Origin of the sequence: Pseudomonas sp. KT_2_4 (assembly GCF_041410225.1) — a bacterium.
GTDB classification, from domain to species: domain Bacteria; phylum Pseudomonadota; class Gammaproteobacteria; order Pseudomonadales; family Pseudomonadaceae; genus Aquipseudomonas; species Aquipseudomonas paracarnis.
Map to the genome: position 1 here is coordinate 4,993,884 of NZ_CP166962.1, position 16,864 is coordinate 5,010,747.

The 16,864-nt window shown below is 62.0% G+C and carries 15 protein-coding genes; all 15 read left to right on the forward strand.

The features are described from left to right. Positions 1–50 precede the first annotated feature (50 nt). The 15 genes from mraZ (at position 51) to ftsZ (ending at position 16,841) form a co-directional block, all read left to right on the forward strand. On the forward strand, positions 51–506 hold the full coding sequence (mraZ, locus tag AB9N64_RS23020; RefSeq protein WP_003171868.1) for a division/cell wall cluster transcriptional repressor MraZ: 456 nt from the start codon (positions 51–53) through the stop codon (positions 504–506). Then, positions 503–1,450, forward strand: a complete 948-nt coding sequence (rsmH, locus tag AB9N64_RS23025; protein WP_003188661.1) for a 16S rRNA (cytosine(1402)-N(4))-methyltransferase RsmH — start codon at positions 503–505, stop codon at positions 1,448–1,450. Before mraZ ends, rsmH begins: the two co-directional genes overlap by 4 nt. Beyond that, positions 1,447–1,740, forward strand: a complete 294-nt coding sequence (gene ftsL, locus AB9N64_RS23030; RefSeq protein WP_003188663.1) for a cell division protein FtsL — start codon at positions 1,447–1,449, stop codon at positions 1,738–1,740. The genes rsmH and ftsL overlap by 4 nt, the downstream gene beginning before the upstream one ends. Continuing rightward, positions 1,740–3,482: a penicillin-binding protein 2 gene (locus tag AB9N64_RS23035; protein ID WP_019816949.1), complete on the forward strand. Its 1,743-nt coding sequence runs from the start codon at positions 1,740–1,742 to the stop codon at positions 3,480–3,482. Before ftsL ends, AB9N64_RS23035 begins: the two co-directional genes overlap by 1 nt. After that, positions 3,482–4,945 carry a UDP-N-acetylmuramoyl-L-alanyl-D-glutamate--2,6-diaminopimelate ligase gene (locus AB9N64_RS23040; protein ID WP_019816948.1) on the forward strand — a complete coding sequence of 488 codons (1,464 nt, stop codon included), beginning with the start codon at positions 3,482–3,484 and terminating at the stop codon, positions 4,943–4,945. Before AB9N64_RS23035 ends, AB9N64_RS23040 begins: the two co-directional genes overlap by 1 nt. Beyond that, complete coding sequence (gene murF / locus AB9N64_RS23045) at positions 4,938–6,308, forward strand: UDP-N-acetylmuramoyl-tripeptide--D-alanyl-D-alanine ligase (protein WP_020301254.1); 1,371 nt, start codon at positions 4,938–4,940, stop codon at positions 6,306–6,308. Before AB9N64_RS23040 ends, murF begins: the two co-directional genes overlap by 8 nt. Then, entirely contained in the window at positions 6,308–7,390 is a 1,083-nt protein-coding gene (gene mraY / locus AB9N64_RS23050) for a phospho-N-acetylmuramoyl-pentapeptide-transferase (RefSeq protein WP_003188670.1), read from the forward strand. Before murF ends, mraY begins: the two co-directional genes overlap by 1 nt. Positions 7,391–7,396: 6 nt before the next feature. Continuing rightward, positions 7,397–8,743: a UDP-N-acetylmuramoyl-L-alanine--D-glutamate ligase gene (murD, locus tag AB9N64_RS23055; protein ID WP_073843275.1), complete on the forward strand. Its 1,347-nt coding sequence runs from the start codon at positions 7,397–7,399 to the stop codon at positions 8,741–8,743. Then, complete coding sequence (gene ftsW / locus AB9N64_RS23060; protein ID WP_003188673.1) at positions 8,740–9,963, forward strand: putative lipid II flippase FtsW; 1,224 nt, start codon at positions 8,740–8,742, stop codon at positions 9,961–9,963. The genes murD and ftsW overlap by 4 nt, the downstream gene beginning before the upstream one ends. Then, positions 9,953–11,023, forward strand: a complete 1,071-nt coding sequence (gene murG, locus AB9N64_RS23065; RefSeq protein ID WP_166406441.1) for an undecaprenyldiphospho-muramoylpentapeptide beta-N-acetylglucosaminyltransferase — start codon at positions 9,953–9,955, stop codon at positions 11,021–11,023. The genes ftsW and murG overlap by 11 nt, the downstream gene beginning before the upstream one ends. After that, the gene (gene murC / locus AB9N64_RS23070) at positions 11,016–12,464 is read left to right on the forward strand and encodes a UDP-N-acetylmuramate--L-alanine ligase (RefSeq protein ID WP_003188677.1); all 1,449 of its coding nucleotides are present in this window, start codon (positions 11,016–11,018) and stop codon (positions 12,462–12,464) included. Before murG ends, murC begins: the two co-directional genes overlap by 8 nt. Next, complete coding sequence (locus AB9N64_RS23075) at positions 12,461–13,417, forward strand: D-alanine--D-alanine ligase (RefSeq protein ID WP_014716974.1); 957 nt, start codon at positions 12,461–12,463, stop codon at positions 13,415–13,417. The genes murC and AB9N64_RS23075 overlap by 4 nt, the downstream gene beginning before the upstream one ends. A 4-nt stretch (positions 13,418–13,421) precedes the next feature. Next, a complete protein-coding gene (locus tag AB9N64_RS23080; protein ID WP_032893516.1) occupies positions 13,422–14,291 on the forward strand; it encodes a cell division protein FtsQ/DivIB in 870 nt (289 codons plus the stop codon). Positions 14,292–14,306: 15 nt separating this feature from the next. After that, the gene (gene ftsA / locus AB9N64_RS23085) at positions 14,307–15,569 is read left to right on the forward strand and encodes a cell division protein FtsA (protein ID WP_014716976.1); all 1,263 of its coding nucleotides are present in this window, start codon (positions 14,307–14,309) and stop codon (positions 15,567–15,569) included. A gap of 75 nt (positions 15,570–15,644) precedes the next feature. After that, on the forward strand, positions 15,645–16,841 hold the full coding sequence (ftsZ, locus tag AB9N64_RS23090; protein WP_014716977.1) for a cell division protein FtsZ: 1,197 nt from the start codon (positions 15,645–15,647) through the stop codon (positions 16,839–16,841). Positions 16,842–16,864 lie beyond the last annotated feature (23 nt).

A 16,864-nucleotide genomic window follows, 5' to 3' on the forward strand; every position in this document is an offset into this window, starting at 1 on the left:
CAAAGTGGGTTTTTTGAACGTAAAACGCTAAAATTTGGAGAAACGCATCTGTGTTTCGCGGAGCTAACGCTATCAGTCTCGATGCAAAAGGCCGTCTCGCTATGCCGAGCCGGTATCGTGACGAGCTCATTTCGCGAAGTTCGGGGCAGTTAATCATTACGATTGACGCCGTTGATCCCTGTTTGTGTGTTTACCCCCTCGATGAGTGGGAGTTGATTGAAACCAAGTTGCGCGCGCTGCCTTCATTGCGTGAAGAAAACCGCCGACTCCAGCGTTTGCTGATCGGTAATGCCGTCGACCTTGAACTCGATGGCAGTGGTCGTTTCCTGGTGCCGCCGCGACTGCGCGAGTACGCCAAGCTCGACAAGCGCGCAATGCTGGTAGGCCAACTGAACAAGTTCCAATTGTGGGACGAAGATGCCTGGGATGCTGTGTCTGCAGCGGACCTGGCTGCTATTCAACAACCGGGCGCCATGCCTGATGAACTGCGTGATTTGATCCTGTGACTATTGATAGCGGCTTTAACCACATCACCGTACTGCTTGACGAAGCCGTCGAGGCTCTCGCCGTACGCGCGGATGGCTGCTATGTCGATGGCACATTCGGCAGGGGCGGGCATAGCCGGTTGATACTCAGCCAGCTCGGGTCCGACGGCAAACTCCTTGGGTTCGACAAAGACCCTCAAGCGATTGCCACCGGGCAAGCGCTAGCGGCCGAAGACGGCCGCTTTGTCGTTGTGCAGCGCAGCTTTGCCGAGCTGGGGGCCGAAGTTGCCGAGCGCGGCATGGCGGGCAAGGTGGCCGGGGTTCTGCTCGACCTGGGCGTGTCTTCGCCACAGCTCGATGACCCGGAGCGCGGCTTCAGCTTCATGAACGACGGCCCCCTCGACATGCGCATGGACCCTACCCGTGGGGTCAGTGCCGCACAATTCATCGCCACCGCGCCGGTGGAAGAAATCGCCCGTGTGTTCAAGGAATACGGTGAGGAGCGCTTCGCCGGTCGAATGGCGCGTGCCGTGGTCGAGCGCCGCGAAATCCAGCCGTTCGAACGCACCGCTGACCTGGCCGAAGTGCTGAAAGTGGCCAACCCTGCCTGGGAAAAGGGCAAGAACCCGGCTACCCGCGCGTTCCAGGGCCTGCGTATCCATGTCAACAACGAATTGGGCGATCTGGAGGCCGGCCTCGAAGCCGCTCTGGATGCTTTGGAAGTGGGCGGTCGCCTGGTGGTGATCAGCTTCCACTCCCTGGAAGACCGCATCGTCAAGCTGTTCATGCGTCGCCTGGTCAAGGGCGAATCCGATAACCTGCCGCGCAACCTGCCGGTGCGTTTCGAAGCCTTTGTGCCGAAAATCAAAATCCATGGCAAAGCGCAGTTCGCTTCCGAAGCCGAACTCAAGGCCAACCCACGTTCCCGTAGCGCCGTCATGCGTGTTGCGGAGAAATTGCGGTGAGCAAGCTTTTCGCCAAGCCCCTCCCGGGCGGCAGCTTCTTTATGTTGCTGCTGTTTGTCGGCGTGCTGGTATCCGCGATTGCGGTGTCCTACAGCGCCCACTGGAACCGCCAGTTGCTCAATACCCTGTACGGGGAATTGAGCGTGCGTGACAAAGCCCAGGCAGAGTGGGGCCGGCTGATCCTTGAGCAAAGCACCTGGACGGCTCACAGCCGTATCGAAGTGCTGGCCACTGAACAATTGAAGATGCACATCCCTGGCGCGGCTGAAGTTCGCATGGTGGCGCCATGATGAAACTCGAAGGGGCACTCTACCCGTGGCGCTTTCGCCTGATGCTCGGCTTGCTGGCATTGATGGTGGGGGCGATTGTCTGGCGCATCTTCGACCTGCAGGTCGTCGACCGCGACTTCCTGATCGGCCAGGGTGACGCCCGCAGCCTGCGGCATATTCCGATTCCTGCGCACCGTGGCCTGATCACCGACCGTAACGGCGAGCCTCTGGCCGTCAGTACCCCGGTGACCACCCTGTGGGCCAACGCCAAGGAACTGCAAGTTGCCAAGGACAAGTGGCCTGAACTGGCCGCTGCCCTGGGGCAAGACCGCAAGGCCCTGACCGAGCGCCTGGAAGCCCAGGCCAACAAAGAATTCATCTACCTGGTGCGCGGGCTTACCCCTGAGCAAGGCCAGCAAGTGCTCGACCTTAAAATCCCCGGTGTCTACGGCATCGAGGAGTTTCGTCGTTTCTACCCGGCCGGTGAAACCACCGCGCATATGGTCGGCTTTACCGATATCGATGACCATGGTCGCGAAGGTGTCGAACTGGCCTACGACGAATGGCTGGCCGGCGTTCCCGGCAAGCGGCAGGTCATCAAGGATCGGCGCGGCAGACTGATCAAGGATGTCCAGGTCACCAAAAACGCCAAGGCCGGCAAGCCTCTGGCGTTGTCGATCGATTTGCGCCTGCAATACCTGGCCAACCGCGAACTGCGTAACGCGATCATCGAGAACGGCGCCAAGGCCGGCAGCCTGGTGATCATGGACGTGAAGACCGGCGAGATCCTCGCCATGGTCAACCAGCCGACCTACAACCCGAACAACCGTCGCAACCTTCAGCCGGCGATGATGCGTAACCGCGCGATGATCGACGTGTTCGAGCCGGGCTCGACCATGAAAGCGATCTCCATGAGCGCTGCCCTGGAAACCGGCCGCTGGAAACCCAGCGACAAGGTCGAGGTTTACCCAGGCACCTTGCAGTTGGGCAAGTACACCATTCGTGACGTGTCCCGCACCGAGGGGCCAGTGCTGGACCTGACCGGCATCCTGATCAACTCCAGTAACGTCGGCATGAGTAAGGTGGCCTTCGATATCGGCGGCGAGACTATTTATCACTTGGCGCAAAAGATCGGCCTGGGCCAACCCACCGGCCTCGACTTCCCGGGCGAGCGGGTCGGTAACCTGCCGAACTACCGCGAGTGGAGAAAAGCCGAGACTGCCACGCTGTCCTACGGCTACGGCCTGTCGGTGACCGCCATCCAGTTGGCCCACGCGTTCTCTGTATTGGCCAATAACGGCCGTATGGTTCCGCTGAGCCTGATCCACGTCGACGAAGCGCCAAAAGCCACCCAAGTGATCCCGGAAAACGTCGCCAAGACCATGCAAGGCATGCTGCAACAAGTGATCGAGGCACCGCGCGGCGTATTCCGCGCCCAGGTGCCGGCGTACCACGTTGCTGGCAAGTCCGGTACGGCGCGTAAGACCTCGGTGGGCACCAAGGGCTATGCCGAAAACTCCTACCGTTCGCTGTTCGCGGGCTTCGGCCCGATGAGCGACCCGCGCTACGCCATCGTCGTGGTCATCGACGAGCCTAGTAAAGCCGGCTACTTCGGTGGCCTGGTTTCGGCGCCGGTGTTCAGCAAAGTGATGTCCGGCACCCTGCGCTTGATGAATATCACGCCGGACAACCTGCCGCCGACGCAACAAGCCAACGCTGGTCCACCGGCTGCCGCTGTCAAAGCCAATGGAGGGCGCGGCTGATGTCTCTTAGCCTGAACAAGATTTTTGCCCATGCCGGCCACGATCTGCTGATTCGTGAGCTGACCCTGGACAGTCGTAATGTACGCGCCGGCGACCTGTTCCTGGCGGTACCTGGCGGCAAGCTCGATGGCCGTGCGCATATCGCCGATGCCCTGCAACGCGGTGCGGCTGCGGTCGCCTATGAAGTGGAAGGCGCCACCGTGCTGCCGATCACCGATGTGCCGTTGATTCCGGTCAGGGGCCTGGCTGCGCAGCTTTCTGACATCGCCGGGCGTTTCTATGGTGACCCGAGCCGCCAGCTCAACCTGGTGGGCGTGACGGGCACCAACGGCAAGACCAGCGTGACCCAATTGGTCGCCCAGGCTTTGGACCTGCTGGGTCAGCACTGCGGCATCGTCGGCACCCTGGGTACCGGTTTCTATGGCGCGCTGCAAAGCGGCCTGCACACCACGCCAAACCCGATTGCCGTGCAAGCGACCCTGGCCGACCTGAAAAAGGCCGGCGCCAAGGCGGTTGCCATGGAAGTGTCTTCCCATGGCCTGGACCAAGGGCGTGTCACTGCTCTGGCCTTTGACGTGGCGGTGATGACCAACCTGTCCCGCGATCACCTCGACTACCACGGCACTATGGAGGCGTATGCTGCCGCCAAGGCCAAGCTGTTTGCCTGGAATGACCTGAAGTGCCGGGTGGTCAACCTCGACGACGCGTTTGGCCGCCAACTGGCGGGCGAAGACAGCGATGCGCGCCTGATCAGCTATAGCCTGCAAGATGCCAGTGCCTACCTGTATTGCCGCGAAGCCCAATTCAATGATGAAGGCGTGCGCGCCACATTGGTGACGCCGCAGGGCGAGCACCACTTGCGCAGCACCTTGCTCGGGCGGTTCAACCTGAGCAACGTGCTCGCCGCTATCGGTGCATTACTGGGCCTGGACTACGCCCTGGATGAAATCCTGCGGGTACTGCCGAAGCTGGAAGGCCCGGCCGGTCGCATGCAGCGCCTGGGTGGCGGCACGCAACCGCTGGTGGTGGTCGATTACGCCCACACACCGGATGCCCTGGAAAAAGTCCTCGAAGCCCTGCGCCCACATGCCAAAGGCAAACTGCTGTGCCTGTTCGGTTGCGGCGGTGATCGCGATCGCGGCAAGCGCCCATTGATGGCCGAGATCGTCGAGCGTTTGGCCGACGGCGTACTTGTCACCGACGACAACCCGCGCAGCGAAGACCCGAGCCAGATTTTCGACGACATCCGTGTCGGTTTCAAAGACGCCTCCAAGGTTACGTTTGTGGCTGGACGCGGCGCCGCCATTGCCCAGCTGATCGCCAGTGCCGGCGCGGACGACGTCGTGGTGCTCGCGGGTAAAGGCCACGAGGACTATCAGGAAATCAACGGTGAGCGCCATGCCTTCTCCGATCTGGTCGAGGCGGATCACGCCCTGACCGCCTGGGAGGTCGCCCATGCTTAAGGCGATGACGTTCAGCGAACTGGCCCAGGCCCTGTCGGCCCGTGTGCTGTCGAACGACTGCACATTCACCGGCGTCAGTATCGACAGTCGTAACATCCAGTCGGGGCAGCTGTTTGTCGCCCTGGCCGGCCCGCGTTTCGATGGTCACGACTACCTCAACGACGTTGCCGCCAAAGGTGCCGTCGGTGCCCTGGTACAGCGTGAAGTGGCCGATTCTGCCCTGCCGCAATTGCTGGTAGCCGACACCCGCCTGGCCCTGGGCCAACTGGGTGCGCTTAACCGTGCTGCTTTTGATAAGCCGGTGGCGGCCATTACCGGTTCCAGCGGCAAGACCACGGTCAAGGAACTGCTTGCTGGCGTCTTGCGTACGCGCGGGCCGGTACTCGCGACCCGTGGCAACCTGAACAATGATTTCGGCGCACCGCTGACCCTGCTCGAACTGGCTCCGGAACACACGGCGGCAGTGATTGAACTGGGGGCTTCGCGCATCGGCGAAATCGCCTATACCGTGGCGCTGACCCAGCCTCACGTGGCGATCATCAACAACGCCGGTACCGCCCATGTCGGTGAGTTCGGCGGCCCGGAAAAAATCGTCGAAGCCAAGGGCGAAATCCTTGAGGGCCTCGACGCCTCGGGCACTGCGGTACTGAACCTGGATGACAAGGCGTTCGAGACCTGGCGTGTACGCGCTGCCGGTCGCAAGGTCCTGACGTTTGCAGTGCTGAATGCCGCAGCCGATTTTCACGCCTCCAACATCAATGTCGATGCCCGTGGCTGCCCGTCCTTCACCTTGCACACTCCGCAAGGTGATGAGCACGTACAGTTGAACCTGCTGGGCAACCATAACGTCGCCAACGCCTTGGCCGCCGCCGCTGCCGCCCATGCCCTGGGTGTGTCGCTGTTCGGTATTGCCACGGGCCTGGGCGCGGTGCAGCCGGTCAAGGGCCGCACTGTGGCGCAACTGGCTGGCAACGGCATGCGCGTGATTGATGACACTTACAACGCCAACCCGTCCTCCATCAATGCCGCTGTGGACCTGCTCAAAGGCTTTGATGGGCGCAAGGTGCTGGTGCTGGGCGATATCGGCGAACTGGGCGATTGGGCTGAACAAGGCCACCGTGAAGTCGGCGCCTATGCCGCCGGCAAAGTGGACGCGCTCTATGCCGTTGGCACGAACATGGCTCATGCGGTCAACGCTTTCGGCCCCGGCGCGCGGCATTTCGCCAGCCAGGCCGAGCTGATCCAGGCGTTGACGGCGGCTGAACATGACAAACACACAACCATTTTGATCAAGGGATCGCGCAGCGCGGTGATGGAAAACGTCGTCGCAGCCTTGTGTGGCTCAAGTACGGAGAAACATTAATGCTGCTGCTGCTGGCTGAGTATCTGCAACAGTTCCACAAAGGCTTCGCGGTCTTCCAGTACCTGACCCTGCGCGGGATTCTGGGTGTGCTGACCGCGTTGTCTTTGTCGCTGTTTTTAGGGCCGTGGATGATCCGCACCCTGCAGAACCTGCAAATTGGTCAATCGGTTCGTAACGACGGCCCGCAGTCGCACCTGTCCAAGTCTGGCACTCCGACCATGGGCGGCGCGCTGATTCTGTCGTCCATTGGCGTCAGCACCTTGCTGTGGGCCGACCTGCATAACCGCTACGTGTGGGTGGTGCTGCTGGTGACCCTGCTGTTCGGCGCCATCGGCTGGGTGGATGACTACCGCAAAGTGATCGAGAAAAACTCCAAGGGGCTGCCAAGCCGCTGGAAGTATTTCTGGCAGTCGGTGTTCGGCCTGGCCGCCGCGATCTTCCTGTACACCACCGCGCCAAGTGCCGTGGAAACCACCTTGATCATCCCGATGCTCAAGGATGTGAGTATCCCACTGGGTGTCGGTTTTGTGGTGCTGACCTACTTCGTGATCGTCGGCTCCAGCAACGCGGTGAACCTGACCGATGGACTCGACGGCCTGGCGATCATGCCGACGGTGATGGTGGGCGGCGCGCTCGGCATCTTCTGCTACCTCTCCGGTAACGTGAAATTCGCTGAATACCTGCTGATCCCGTATGTACCGGGCGCCGGTGAGCTGATCGTATTCTGCGGTGCGCTGATCGGTGCCGGCCTGGGGTTCCTGTGGTTCAACACCTACCCAGCACAAGTCTTCATGGGCGACGTCGGCGCACTGGCGCTGGGCGCGGCCTTGGGCACCATCGCGGTGATCGTTCGCCAGGAAATCGTGCTGTTCATCATGGGCGGCGTGTTCGTGATGGAAACCCTGTCGGTGGTCATCCAGGTGGCGTCCTTCAAGTTGACCGGGCGCCGCGTGTTCCGCATGGCGCCGATTCACCACCATTTTGAACTCAAGGGCTGGCCTGAGCCACGCGTGATTGTCCGCTTCTGGATCATCACCGTGATTCTGGTACTGGTCGGCCTTGCCACCCTGAAACTGAGGTAGAAACGAGTGTCCCTGATCGCTTCAGACCACTTCCGCATCGTTGTCGGCCTCGGCAAGAGCGGCATGTCCCTGGTTCGCTTCCTGGCGAACCGGGGCACGTCGTTTGCCGTGGCCGATACGCGGGAAAATCCACCGGAGCTGGTCACGCTGCGCCGTGACTACCCGCACGTGGAAGTGCGTTGTGGCGAGCTGGATGTCGAGTTTCTGTGCCGTGCCGACGAGCTCTACGTGAGCCCGGGCCTGGCCCTGGCGACACCGGCCCTGCAAGCGGCTGCGGCCCGTGGCGTGAAGCTGTCTGGCGATATCGACCTGTTCGCACGCAACGCGAAGGCGCCGATCGTGGCCATCAGCGGTTCCAACGCCAAAAGCACCGTCACCACTCTGGTCGGCGAGATGGCGGCTGCGGCGGGCAAGCGTGTGGCCGTCGGCGGCAATCTTGGCGTGCCGGCACTGGATTTGCTCAGCGACGACGTCGAGTTGTACGTGATGGAGTTGTCGAGCTTCCAGCTGGAAACCACCCACGACCTGGGCGCTGAAGTGGCGACGGTATTGAACGTCAGCGAAGACCATATGGACCGCTACAGCGGCCTGCCGGCTTATCACTTGGCCAAGCACCGGATCTTCCGTGGCGCCAAGCAATTTGTCGTCAACCGTCAGGATGCCCTGAGCCGTCCGCTGATAGGCGAGGGCATGCCCTGCTGGACCTTCGGCCTGGGCAAACCGGACTTCAAAGGCTTCGGCATTCGTGAAGAGAGCGGCGAGAAGTACCTGGCGTTCGAATTCCAGAACCTGATGCCGGTACGCGAACTGAAAATCCGTGGCGCACACAACCAGTCCAATGCCCTGGCGGCCTTGGCGCTCGGTCACGCGGTTGGCCTGCCGTTCGACGCCATGCTCGCGAGCCTGCGCACCTTTGCCGGGCTTGAGCATCGCTGCCAATGGGTGCGCGACCTCAATGACGTCAGCTATTACAACGACTCCAAAGCCACCAATGTCGGTGCAGCCCTGGCGGCCATCGAAGGCCTGGGGGCCGATATCGACGGCAAGCTGGTGCTGATCGCCGGTGGTGATGGCAAGGGTGCCGACTTCAAGGACCTCAAAGCTCCAGTGGCCGCCCATTGCCGCGCCGTGGTGCTGATGGGCCGCGATTCGGACCTGATCGCCGCCGCCCTCGGTGACGCTGTACCGCAAGTACGCGCAGCTTCCCTGGACGACGCCATTGCCCAGTGCAAAGCCCTGGCCCAGCCTGGCGATGCGGTGTTGCTGTCGCCCGCGTGCGCCAGCTTCGACATGTTCAAGAACTATGAAGAGCGCGGCCAACTGTTCGCCCGCGCCGTGGAGGCTTTGGCATGAGCCTCAACCTGAGAAACATCATCAAGCCATACCCGTCGCCGATCATTACCGGGCGCGGCATCGACCTCGATTTCCCGATGCTCGCCGGTTGCCTGGCGCTGCTCGGCCTGGGCCTGGTGATGATCACTTCGGCGTCCTCCGAAGTGGCCGCCGTGCAGTCGGGCAACACGCTGTACATGATGATCCGCCACCTGGTGTACCTGGTGATCGGCCTGGGCGCCTGCATCGTCACCATGATGATTCCGATTGCCACCTGGCAGCGTCTGGGTTGGCTGATGCTGATCGGTGCGTTCGGCTTGCTGGTCATGGTGATCGTGCCCGGCATCGGCCGCGAGGTGAACGGTTCGATGCGCTGGATCGGCTTCGGCGCGTTCAACGTGCAGCCGTCGGAAATTGCCAAAGTGTTCGTGGTGATCTACCTCGCCGGTTACCTGGTGCGCCGTCAGAAAGAAGTACGCGAAAGCTGGATGGGCTTCTTCAAGCCGTTCATCGTGCTGCTGCCCATGGCTGGCCTGCTGCTGATGGAGCCCGACTTCGGGGCCACGGTGGTGATGATGGGCGCCGCCGCCGCGATGCTGTTCCTGGGTGGTGTCGGGCTGTTCCGCTTCACCTTGATGGTGGTGCTGGCCGTCGCGGCGGTGACCATCCTGGTGCAGGCGCAACCCTACCGGATGGCGCGTTTGATCACCTTTACCGACCCCTGGTCCGACCAGTTCGGCTCCGGCTACCAGTTGACCCAGGCGCTGATCGCCTTCGGTCGCGGCGAGTGGCTGGGTGTGGGCCTGGGCAACAGTGTGCAGAAGCAGTTCTACCTGCCGGAAGCCCACACCGACTTCGTGTTCTCGGTATTGGCCGAAGAGTTGGGTGTGGTGGGTTCGCTGTGCACCGTGGCACTGTTTGTATTCGTCTGCGTGCGCGCCATGTACATCGGCTTGTGGGCCGAGAAGGCCAAGCAGTTCTTCGCCGCCTACGTGGCCTATGGGTTGGCTTTCCTGTGGATCGGCCAGTTCCTGATCAACATCGGCGTGAACGTCGGCCTGCTCCCGACCAAGGGCCTGACCTTGCCGTTCCTCAGTTACGGCGGCAGTTCGTTGGTGATTTGCTGCGCCTGTCTCGGTTTGTTGCTGCGTATCGAGTGGGAGAGTCGCACCCACCTGGGCAGCGAAGAGATGGAGTTCAGCGAAAGCGACTTCGCCGAGGAGCCGACCCATGGGCGCTAACGTGCTGATCATGGCGGGCGGCACCGGGGGCCATGTGTTCCCGGCCCTGGCTTGCGCCCGTGAATTCCAGAACCGTGGCTACACCGTGCACTGGCTGGGTACGCCCCGTGGCATTGAAAACGAATTGGTGCCCAATGCCGGCTTGCCGCTGCATTTGATCAACGTCACCGGCCTGCGTGGCAAGAGCAAGTTGTCATTGCTCAAGGCACCGTTCGTGTTGCTCAAGGCGGTCATGCAGGCGCGCAGGATCATTCGCGAGTTGAAGCCGGTGTGTGTGCTCGGCTTTGGCGGTTATGTGACCGGCCCTGGTGGTGTTGCGGCGAAACTCGCGGGTGTGCCGGTGATCGTTCACGAACAGAACGCCGTCGCCGGTACTGCCAACCGTCTGCTAGTGCCGTTGGCTGCGCGGGTGTGTGAAGCCTTCCCGAAAACCTTCGCCGCCTCCGACAAGCTTCGCACCACCGGTAACCCGGTGCGTACCGAACTGTTCATGGCCATTGCGCGTGACGCGCTGGCGGGGCGCAAGGCTCACCTGCTGATCCTGGGCGGAAGCCTGGGCGCCGAGCCGCTGAATAAATTGCTGCCTGAAGCCGTTGCGCAACTTCCTGAGGATGTGCGCCCGGAGATCTTCCACCAGGCCGGCAAGAACCACGATGAAGTCACCGCCGCGCGTTATCGCGAGGCCGGTGTAGAGGCCAATGTACAGCCCTTCATCAAAAACATGGCCCAAGCCTATGGCTGGGCCGACCTGGTGGTCTGCCGCGCTGGTGCGCTGACCGTCAGTGAACTGGCGGCCGCCGGTCTGCCGTCCTTGCTGGTGCCTTTGCCCCACGCCATCGACGATCACCAGACCCGCAACGCCGAATATTTGGCCGGGGAGGGCGCTGCCTTCCTGCTGCCGCAAAGAACGACTGGCGCCGCCGATTTGGCCGCACGCCTGACCGAGGTTTTGATGCAACCGGAACGACTCAACAGCATGGCGAGCACCGCAAGCCGCCTGGCCAAACCTGACGCAACCCGCACCGTGGTCGATATCTGCCTGGAGGTGGCCCATGGTTGAGAATCAGAAAGCCATGCCGCAACCCGAGATGCGCCGCATCCGTCGTATTCACTTCGTCGGTATCGGTGGCGTGGGCATGTGCGGGATTGCCGAAGTGTTGCTGAACCTGGGCTACCAGGTGTCCGGCTCGGACTTGAAAGAGTCGCCGGTCACCGAGCGCCTGAAGTCCTTTGGCGCGCAGATCTTTATCGGCCACCGTGCCGAGAACGCTGCCGAGGCCGATGTGCTGGTGGTGTCCAGCGCCGTGAACACCTCCAACCCGGAAGTGGCCACCGCCCTTGAGCGCCGTATCCCTGTGGTGCCGCGTGCCGAGATGCTCGCCGAGCTGATGCGCTATCGCCACGGCATCGCCGTCGCCGGTACCCATGGCAAGACCACCACCACCAGCCTGATCGCCTCGGTGTTCGCCGCCGGTGGCCTGGACCCGACCTTCGTCATCGGTGGCCGCCTGAATGCAGCCGGTACCAATGCCCAGCTCGGCACCAGCCGCTACCTGATCGCCGAAGCCGATGAAAGTGATGCGAGCTTCCTGCACCTGCAACCGCTGGTCGCCGTCGTCACCAACATCGACGAAGACCACATGGCGACCTACGACGGCGACTTCAACAAGTTGAAGAAAACCTTCGTCGACTTCCTGCACAACCTGCCGTTCTATGGGTTGGCGGTGGTGTGCCTGGACGACCCGGTGGTGCGTGAAATCCTGCCCCAGGTCAAACGCCCTACCGTGACCTACGGCTTCAGCGAAGACGCCGACGTGCGCGCAATCAATGTGCGCCAGGAAGGCATGCAAACCTTCTTCACCGTGCTGCGCCCCGATCGCGAGCCGCTGGACGTGTCGGTGAACATGCCGGGCAACCACAACGTGCTGAACTCTTTGGCGACCATCTGCATTGCCACCGATGAAGGCGTCAGCGATGAAGCCATCGTCGAGGGCCTGTCGCGCTTTGCCGGTGTGGGCCGTCGCTTCCAGGTCTACGGCCAACTGCCGGTTGAAGGTGGTGACGTGATGCTGGTGGACGACTACGGCCACCACCCGACCGAAGTTGCGGCCGTTATCAAGGCCGTGCGCGGCGGCTGGCCGGAGCGCCGGCTGGTGATGGTGTACCAGCCGCACCGCTACAGCCGCACCCGTGACCTGTACGACGATTTCGTCAATGTACTGGCCGATGCCAACGTGCTGCTGCTGATGGAAGTCTACCCGGCCGGTGAAGAACCGATCCCGGGCGCTGACAGCCGCAAGCTGTGCAACAGCATCCGCCAGCGCGGCCAGTTGGACCCGATCTACATCGAACGTGGCGTGGACCTGGCGCCTATCGTCAAGCCGCTGCTGCGTGCCGGTGACATCCTGCTGTGCCAGGGCGCCGGTGATATCGGTGGCCTTGCGCCCAAGTTGCTGGCGAGCCCGCTGTTTGCAGCCGCCGCCAAGGGGAAGTCGAAATGACCACTGATTACGGCTCCCTGTTTTCCACCCTTGCGCCTGCCGACTTCGGTCGCGTGGCCGTGTTGTTCGGCGGCAAGAGCGCCGAGCGCGAAGTGTCGCTCAAGTCCGGCAATGCGGTGCTTGAGGCGCTGCAAAGTGCTGGCGTGAATGCCTTCGGTATCGATGTGGGCGATGACTTCCTTGCCCGCCTGCAGGCTGAAAAAATCGACCGCGCCTTTCTCATTCTTCACGGCCGCGGCGGTGAGGACGGCAGCATGCAGGGCCTGCTCGAATGCGCCGGCATCCCTTACACCGGCAGCGGCATCCTCGCATCGGCCTTGGCGATGGACAAGTTGCGCACCAAGCAGGTGTGGCACAGCCTGGGTATTCCGACCCCACGTCACGCCGTACTGTGCAGTGAAGACGATTGTATTTCTGCGGCCAAGGAACTGGGCCTGCCTTTGATCGTCAAACCAGCCCATGAAGGCTCCAGTATCGGCATGGCCAAAGTGAACTCGGCCGCCGAATTGATCGACGCATGGAAAGCGGCAAGTACCTACGATTCGCAAGTGTTGGTGGAACAGTGGATTTCCGGTCCCGAGTACACCATCGCCACCCTGCGTGGCCAGGTATTGCCGCCCATCGCTTTGGGCACGCCCCACACTTTTTATGACTACGACGCCAAGTACCTGGCTTCCGATACTCAGTACCGGATCCCATGCGGCCTCGAAGCAACCAAGGAACAAGAATTGATGGACCTCACGGCGAAAGCCTGTGAGGCGCTGGGTATCGCCGGTTGGGCGCGGGCAGACGTGATGCAGGATGACCAAGGGAATTTCTGGTTCCTTGAAGTCAACACCGCACCGGGCATGACCGACCACAGCCTGGTTCCCATGGCAGCCCGTGCCGCCGGTCTGGATTTCCAGCAGTTAGTGCTGGCGATCCTGGCCGACAGCATTGAGCCAAGAGGCTAAACACATGAACGGCGCATCGCTTCGTCATCAGCCCCCACAAGCACCGAGCCGCAAGCCGGTGCCACGGGGTGCAAGCCGAATGGTGGCTAAAGAGCCGATGTCTTCGCGCCTGCCAAAAGCCAACTTTGGTTTTATCAAGGCGCTGTTCTGGCCGGTGCTGCTGGTGGTGCTGGGCTTTGGCACGTACGAAGGCGCGCAGCGTCTGTTGCCGTATGCCGACCGGCCGATCACCAAGATCAGCGTGCAGGGCGACTTGAGCTACATCAGCCAGCAAGCGGTACAGCAGCGCATCGGCCCATACCTGGCGGCGAGCTTCTTTACCATCGACCTGGCTGGCATGCGCTCGGAGCTGGAACAGATGCCGTGGATCGCCCACGCCGAAGTTCGCCGTGTATGGCCGGACCAGGTCACGATCCGCCTGGAAGAACAACTGCCCGTGGCCCGTTGGGGCGATGAAGCGCTGTTGAACAACCAGGGCCAGGCGTTCACCCCGCGTGAGCTGGCCAATTATGAACACCTGCCGCAGCTGTTCGGGCCGCAGCGGGCGCAGCAGCAAGTGATGCAGCAGTACCAGGCCTTGAGCCAGATGCTGCGGCCACTGGGCTTCTCCATTGCACGCCTGGAATTGCGTGAGCGGGGCAGCTGGTTTTTGACGACCGGGGCAGGCAGTTCCGGCCCGGGCATCGAGTTGTTGCTGGGACGCGACCGCTTGGTGGAAAAGATGCGCCGCTTTATTGCCATCTATGAAAAAACCTTGAAAGAACAGATTACGAACATTGCGAGCGTCGACCTGCGTTACGCCAACGGCCTGGCCGTCGGCTGGCGTACACCGGCTGCGCCCACGGCAGCACAACCCGCTGTCGCGAAGAATTAAGAAGAGGCAGGACCCATGGCAAACGTGCAAAGCGGCAAAATGATCGTCGGTCTCGATATCGGCACCTCCAAGGTGGTGGCGCTGGTGGGCGAGGTCGGGGAAGACGGCGCGATCGAAATCGTCGGTATTGGCACGCATCCGTCCCGGGGCCTGAAGAAGGGCGTGGTGGTGAACATCGAGTCCACCGTGCAGTCGATCCAGCGCGCTATCGAAGAAGCGCAGCTGATGGCCGGTTGCCGGATTCACTCGGCGTTCGTCGGCGTGGCGGGCAACCACATCCGTAGCCTGAACTCCCACGGCATCGTGGCGATCCGCGACCGTGAAGTCAGCTCGGCCGACCTTGAGCGCGTCCTCGACGCCGCCCAGGCCGTGGCGATCCCGGCGGACCAGCGCGTGCTGCACACCCTGCCGCAGGACTACGTGATCGACAACCAGGAAGGCGTGCGCGAGCCCCTGGGCATGTCGGGCGTTCGCCTGGAAGCCAAGGTTCACGTGGTGACCTGCGCCGTCAACGCCGCACAGAACATTGAAAAATGCGTGCGCCGCTGCGGCCTGGAAATCGACGACATCATTCTCGAGCAGTTGGCCTCGGCCTACTCGGTACTGACCGACGACGAAAAAGAGCTGGGCGTGTGCCTGGTGGACATCGGCGGCGGCACCACCGACATCGCGATCTTCACCGAGGGTGCGATTCGTCACACCGCCGTGATCCCGATTGCCGGCGACCAGGTCACCAACGACATCGCCATGGCGTTGCGCACACCGACCCAGTACGCCGAAGAAATCAAGATCCGCTACGCCTGCGCCCTGGCCAAGCTGGCCGGTGCCGGTGAGACCATCAAGGTGCCAAGCGTGGGTGATCGTCCACCCCGCGAGCTGTCGCGCCAGGCCCTGGCCGAAGTGGTCGAGCCACGCTACGACGAGCTGTTCACCCTGATTCAGGCTGAACTGCGCCGCAGCGGCTACGAAGATTTGATCCCGGCCGGCATCGTGCTGACCGGTGGTACCTCGAAGATGGAAGGCGCGGTCGAGTTGGCCGAAGAGATCTTCCACATGCCGGTGCGCCTGGGCGTGCCCCATGGCGTGAAGGGCCTGGGCGACGTGGTGCGCAACCCGATTTATTCCACCGGTGTGGGCTTGCTGTTGTACGGGCTGCAAAAGCAGACCGACGGCATTTCCCTGTCGGGCCCGAGCATCCGTGACAGCTACCGCAGCGATGACGATGAGAAAGCGCCGCTGCTGGACCGGATCAAAAGCTGGGTACAAGGCAATTTCTAAAGATTTACCGCGACACCGCAACACCCGCAACAAGCAGTAGGCGAAAAAACTAGAGAAAATGAAAGGAGAGGGAACATGTTCGAACTCGTAGACAACATCCCCGCTAGCCCGGTTATCAAAGTAATCGGTGTCGGCGGTGGCGGCGGCAACGCTGTCAACCACATGGTCAAGAGCAACATTGAAGGCGTTGAGTTCATCTGCGCCAACACTGATGCCCAGGCGCTCAAAAGCATCGGCGCGCGGACCATCCTGCAATTGGGCACCGCGGTGACCAAAGGCCTCGGCGCTGGCGCCAATCCGGAAGTCGGCCGTCAAGCCGCCCTGGAAGACCGCGAGCGTATTGCCGAAGTGCTGCAAGGCACCAACATGGTGTTCATCACCACCGGCATGGGCGGCGGTACCGGTACCGGTGCTGCACCGATCATTGCCGAAGTGGCCAAGGAAATGGGGATTCTGACCGTTGCTGTCGTGACGCGTCCGTTCCCGTTCGAAGGCCGCAAGCGCATGCAGATCGCCGACGAAGGTATCCGTCTGCTGTCTGAAAGCGTCGACTCGTTGATCACCATCCCCAACGAGAAACTGCTGACCATCCTGGGCAAGGACGCAAGCCTGCTGTCTGCGTTCGCCAAGGCTGACGATGTACTGGCCGGTGCCGTTCGCGGTATCTCCGACATCATCAAGCGTCCGGGCATGATCAACGTCGACTTTGCCGACGTTCGTACGGTCATGAGCGAAATGGGCATGGCGATGATGGGCACTGGCTGCGCCAGCGGTCCGAACCGTGCACGCGAGGCCACCGAAGCGGCCATCCGCAACCCGTTGCTCGAAGACGTGAACCTGCAAGGCGCACGCGGCATCCTGGTGAACATCACCGCCGGTCCCGACCTGTCCCTGGGTGAGTACTCCGACGTGGGTAGCATCATCGAAGCCTTCGCGTCCGAGCACGCCATGGTCAAGGTGGGTACCGTTATCGATCCGGACATGCGCGACGAACTGCATGTAACCGTGGTTGCGACCGGCCTGGGTGCGAAAATCGAGAAGCCTGTAAAGGTCATCGACAACACCCTGCACACTAGCCAGGCCAGCCAGGCAACTGCTGCCCCAGCCCCTGCTCGCCAGGAACTGCCGTCGGTGAACTACCGTGACCTGGACCGTCCGACCGTGATGCGCAACCAGGCTCAGGCCGGTGCTGCCGCGTCCCGTAGCCCGAATCCGCAAGATGACCTGGACTACCTGGACATCCCGGCATTCCTGCGTCGTCAGGCCGATTAATGGAATGTATCAGGGCTATGAAG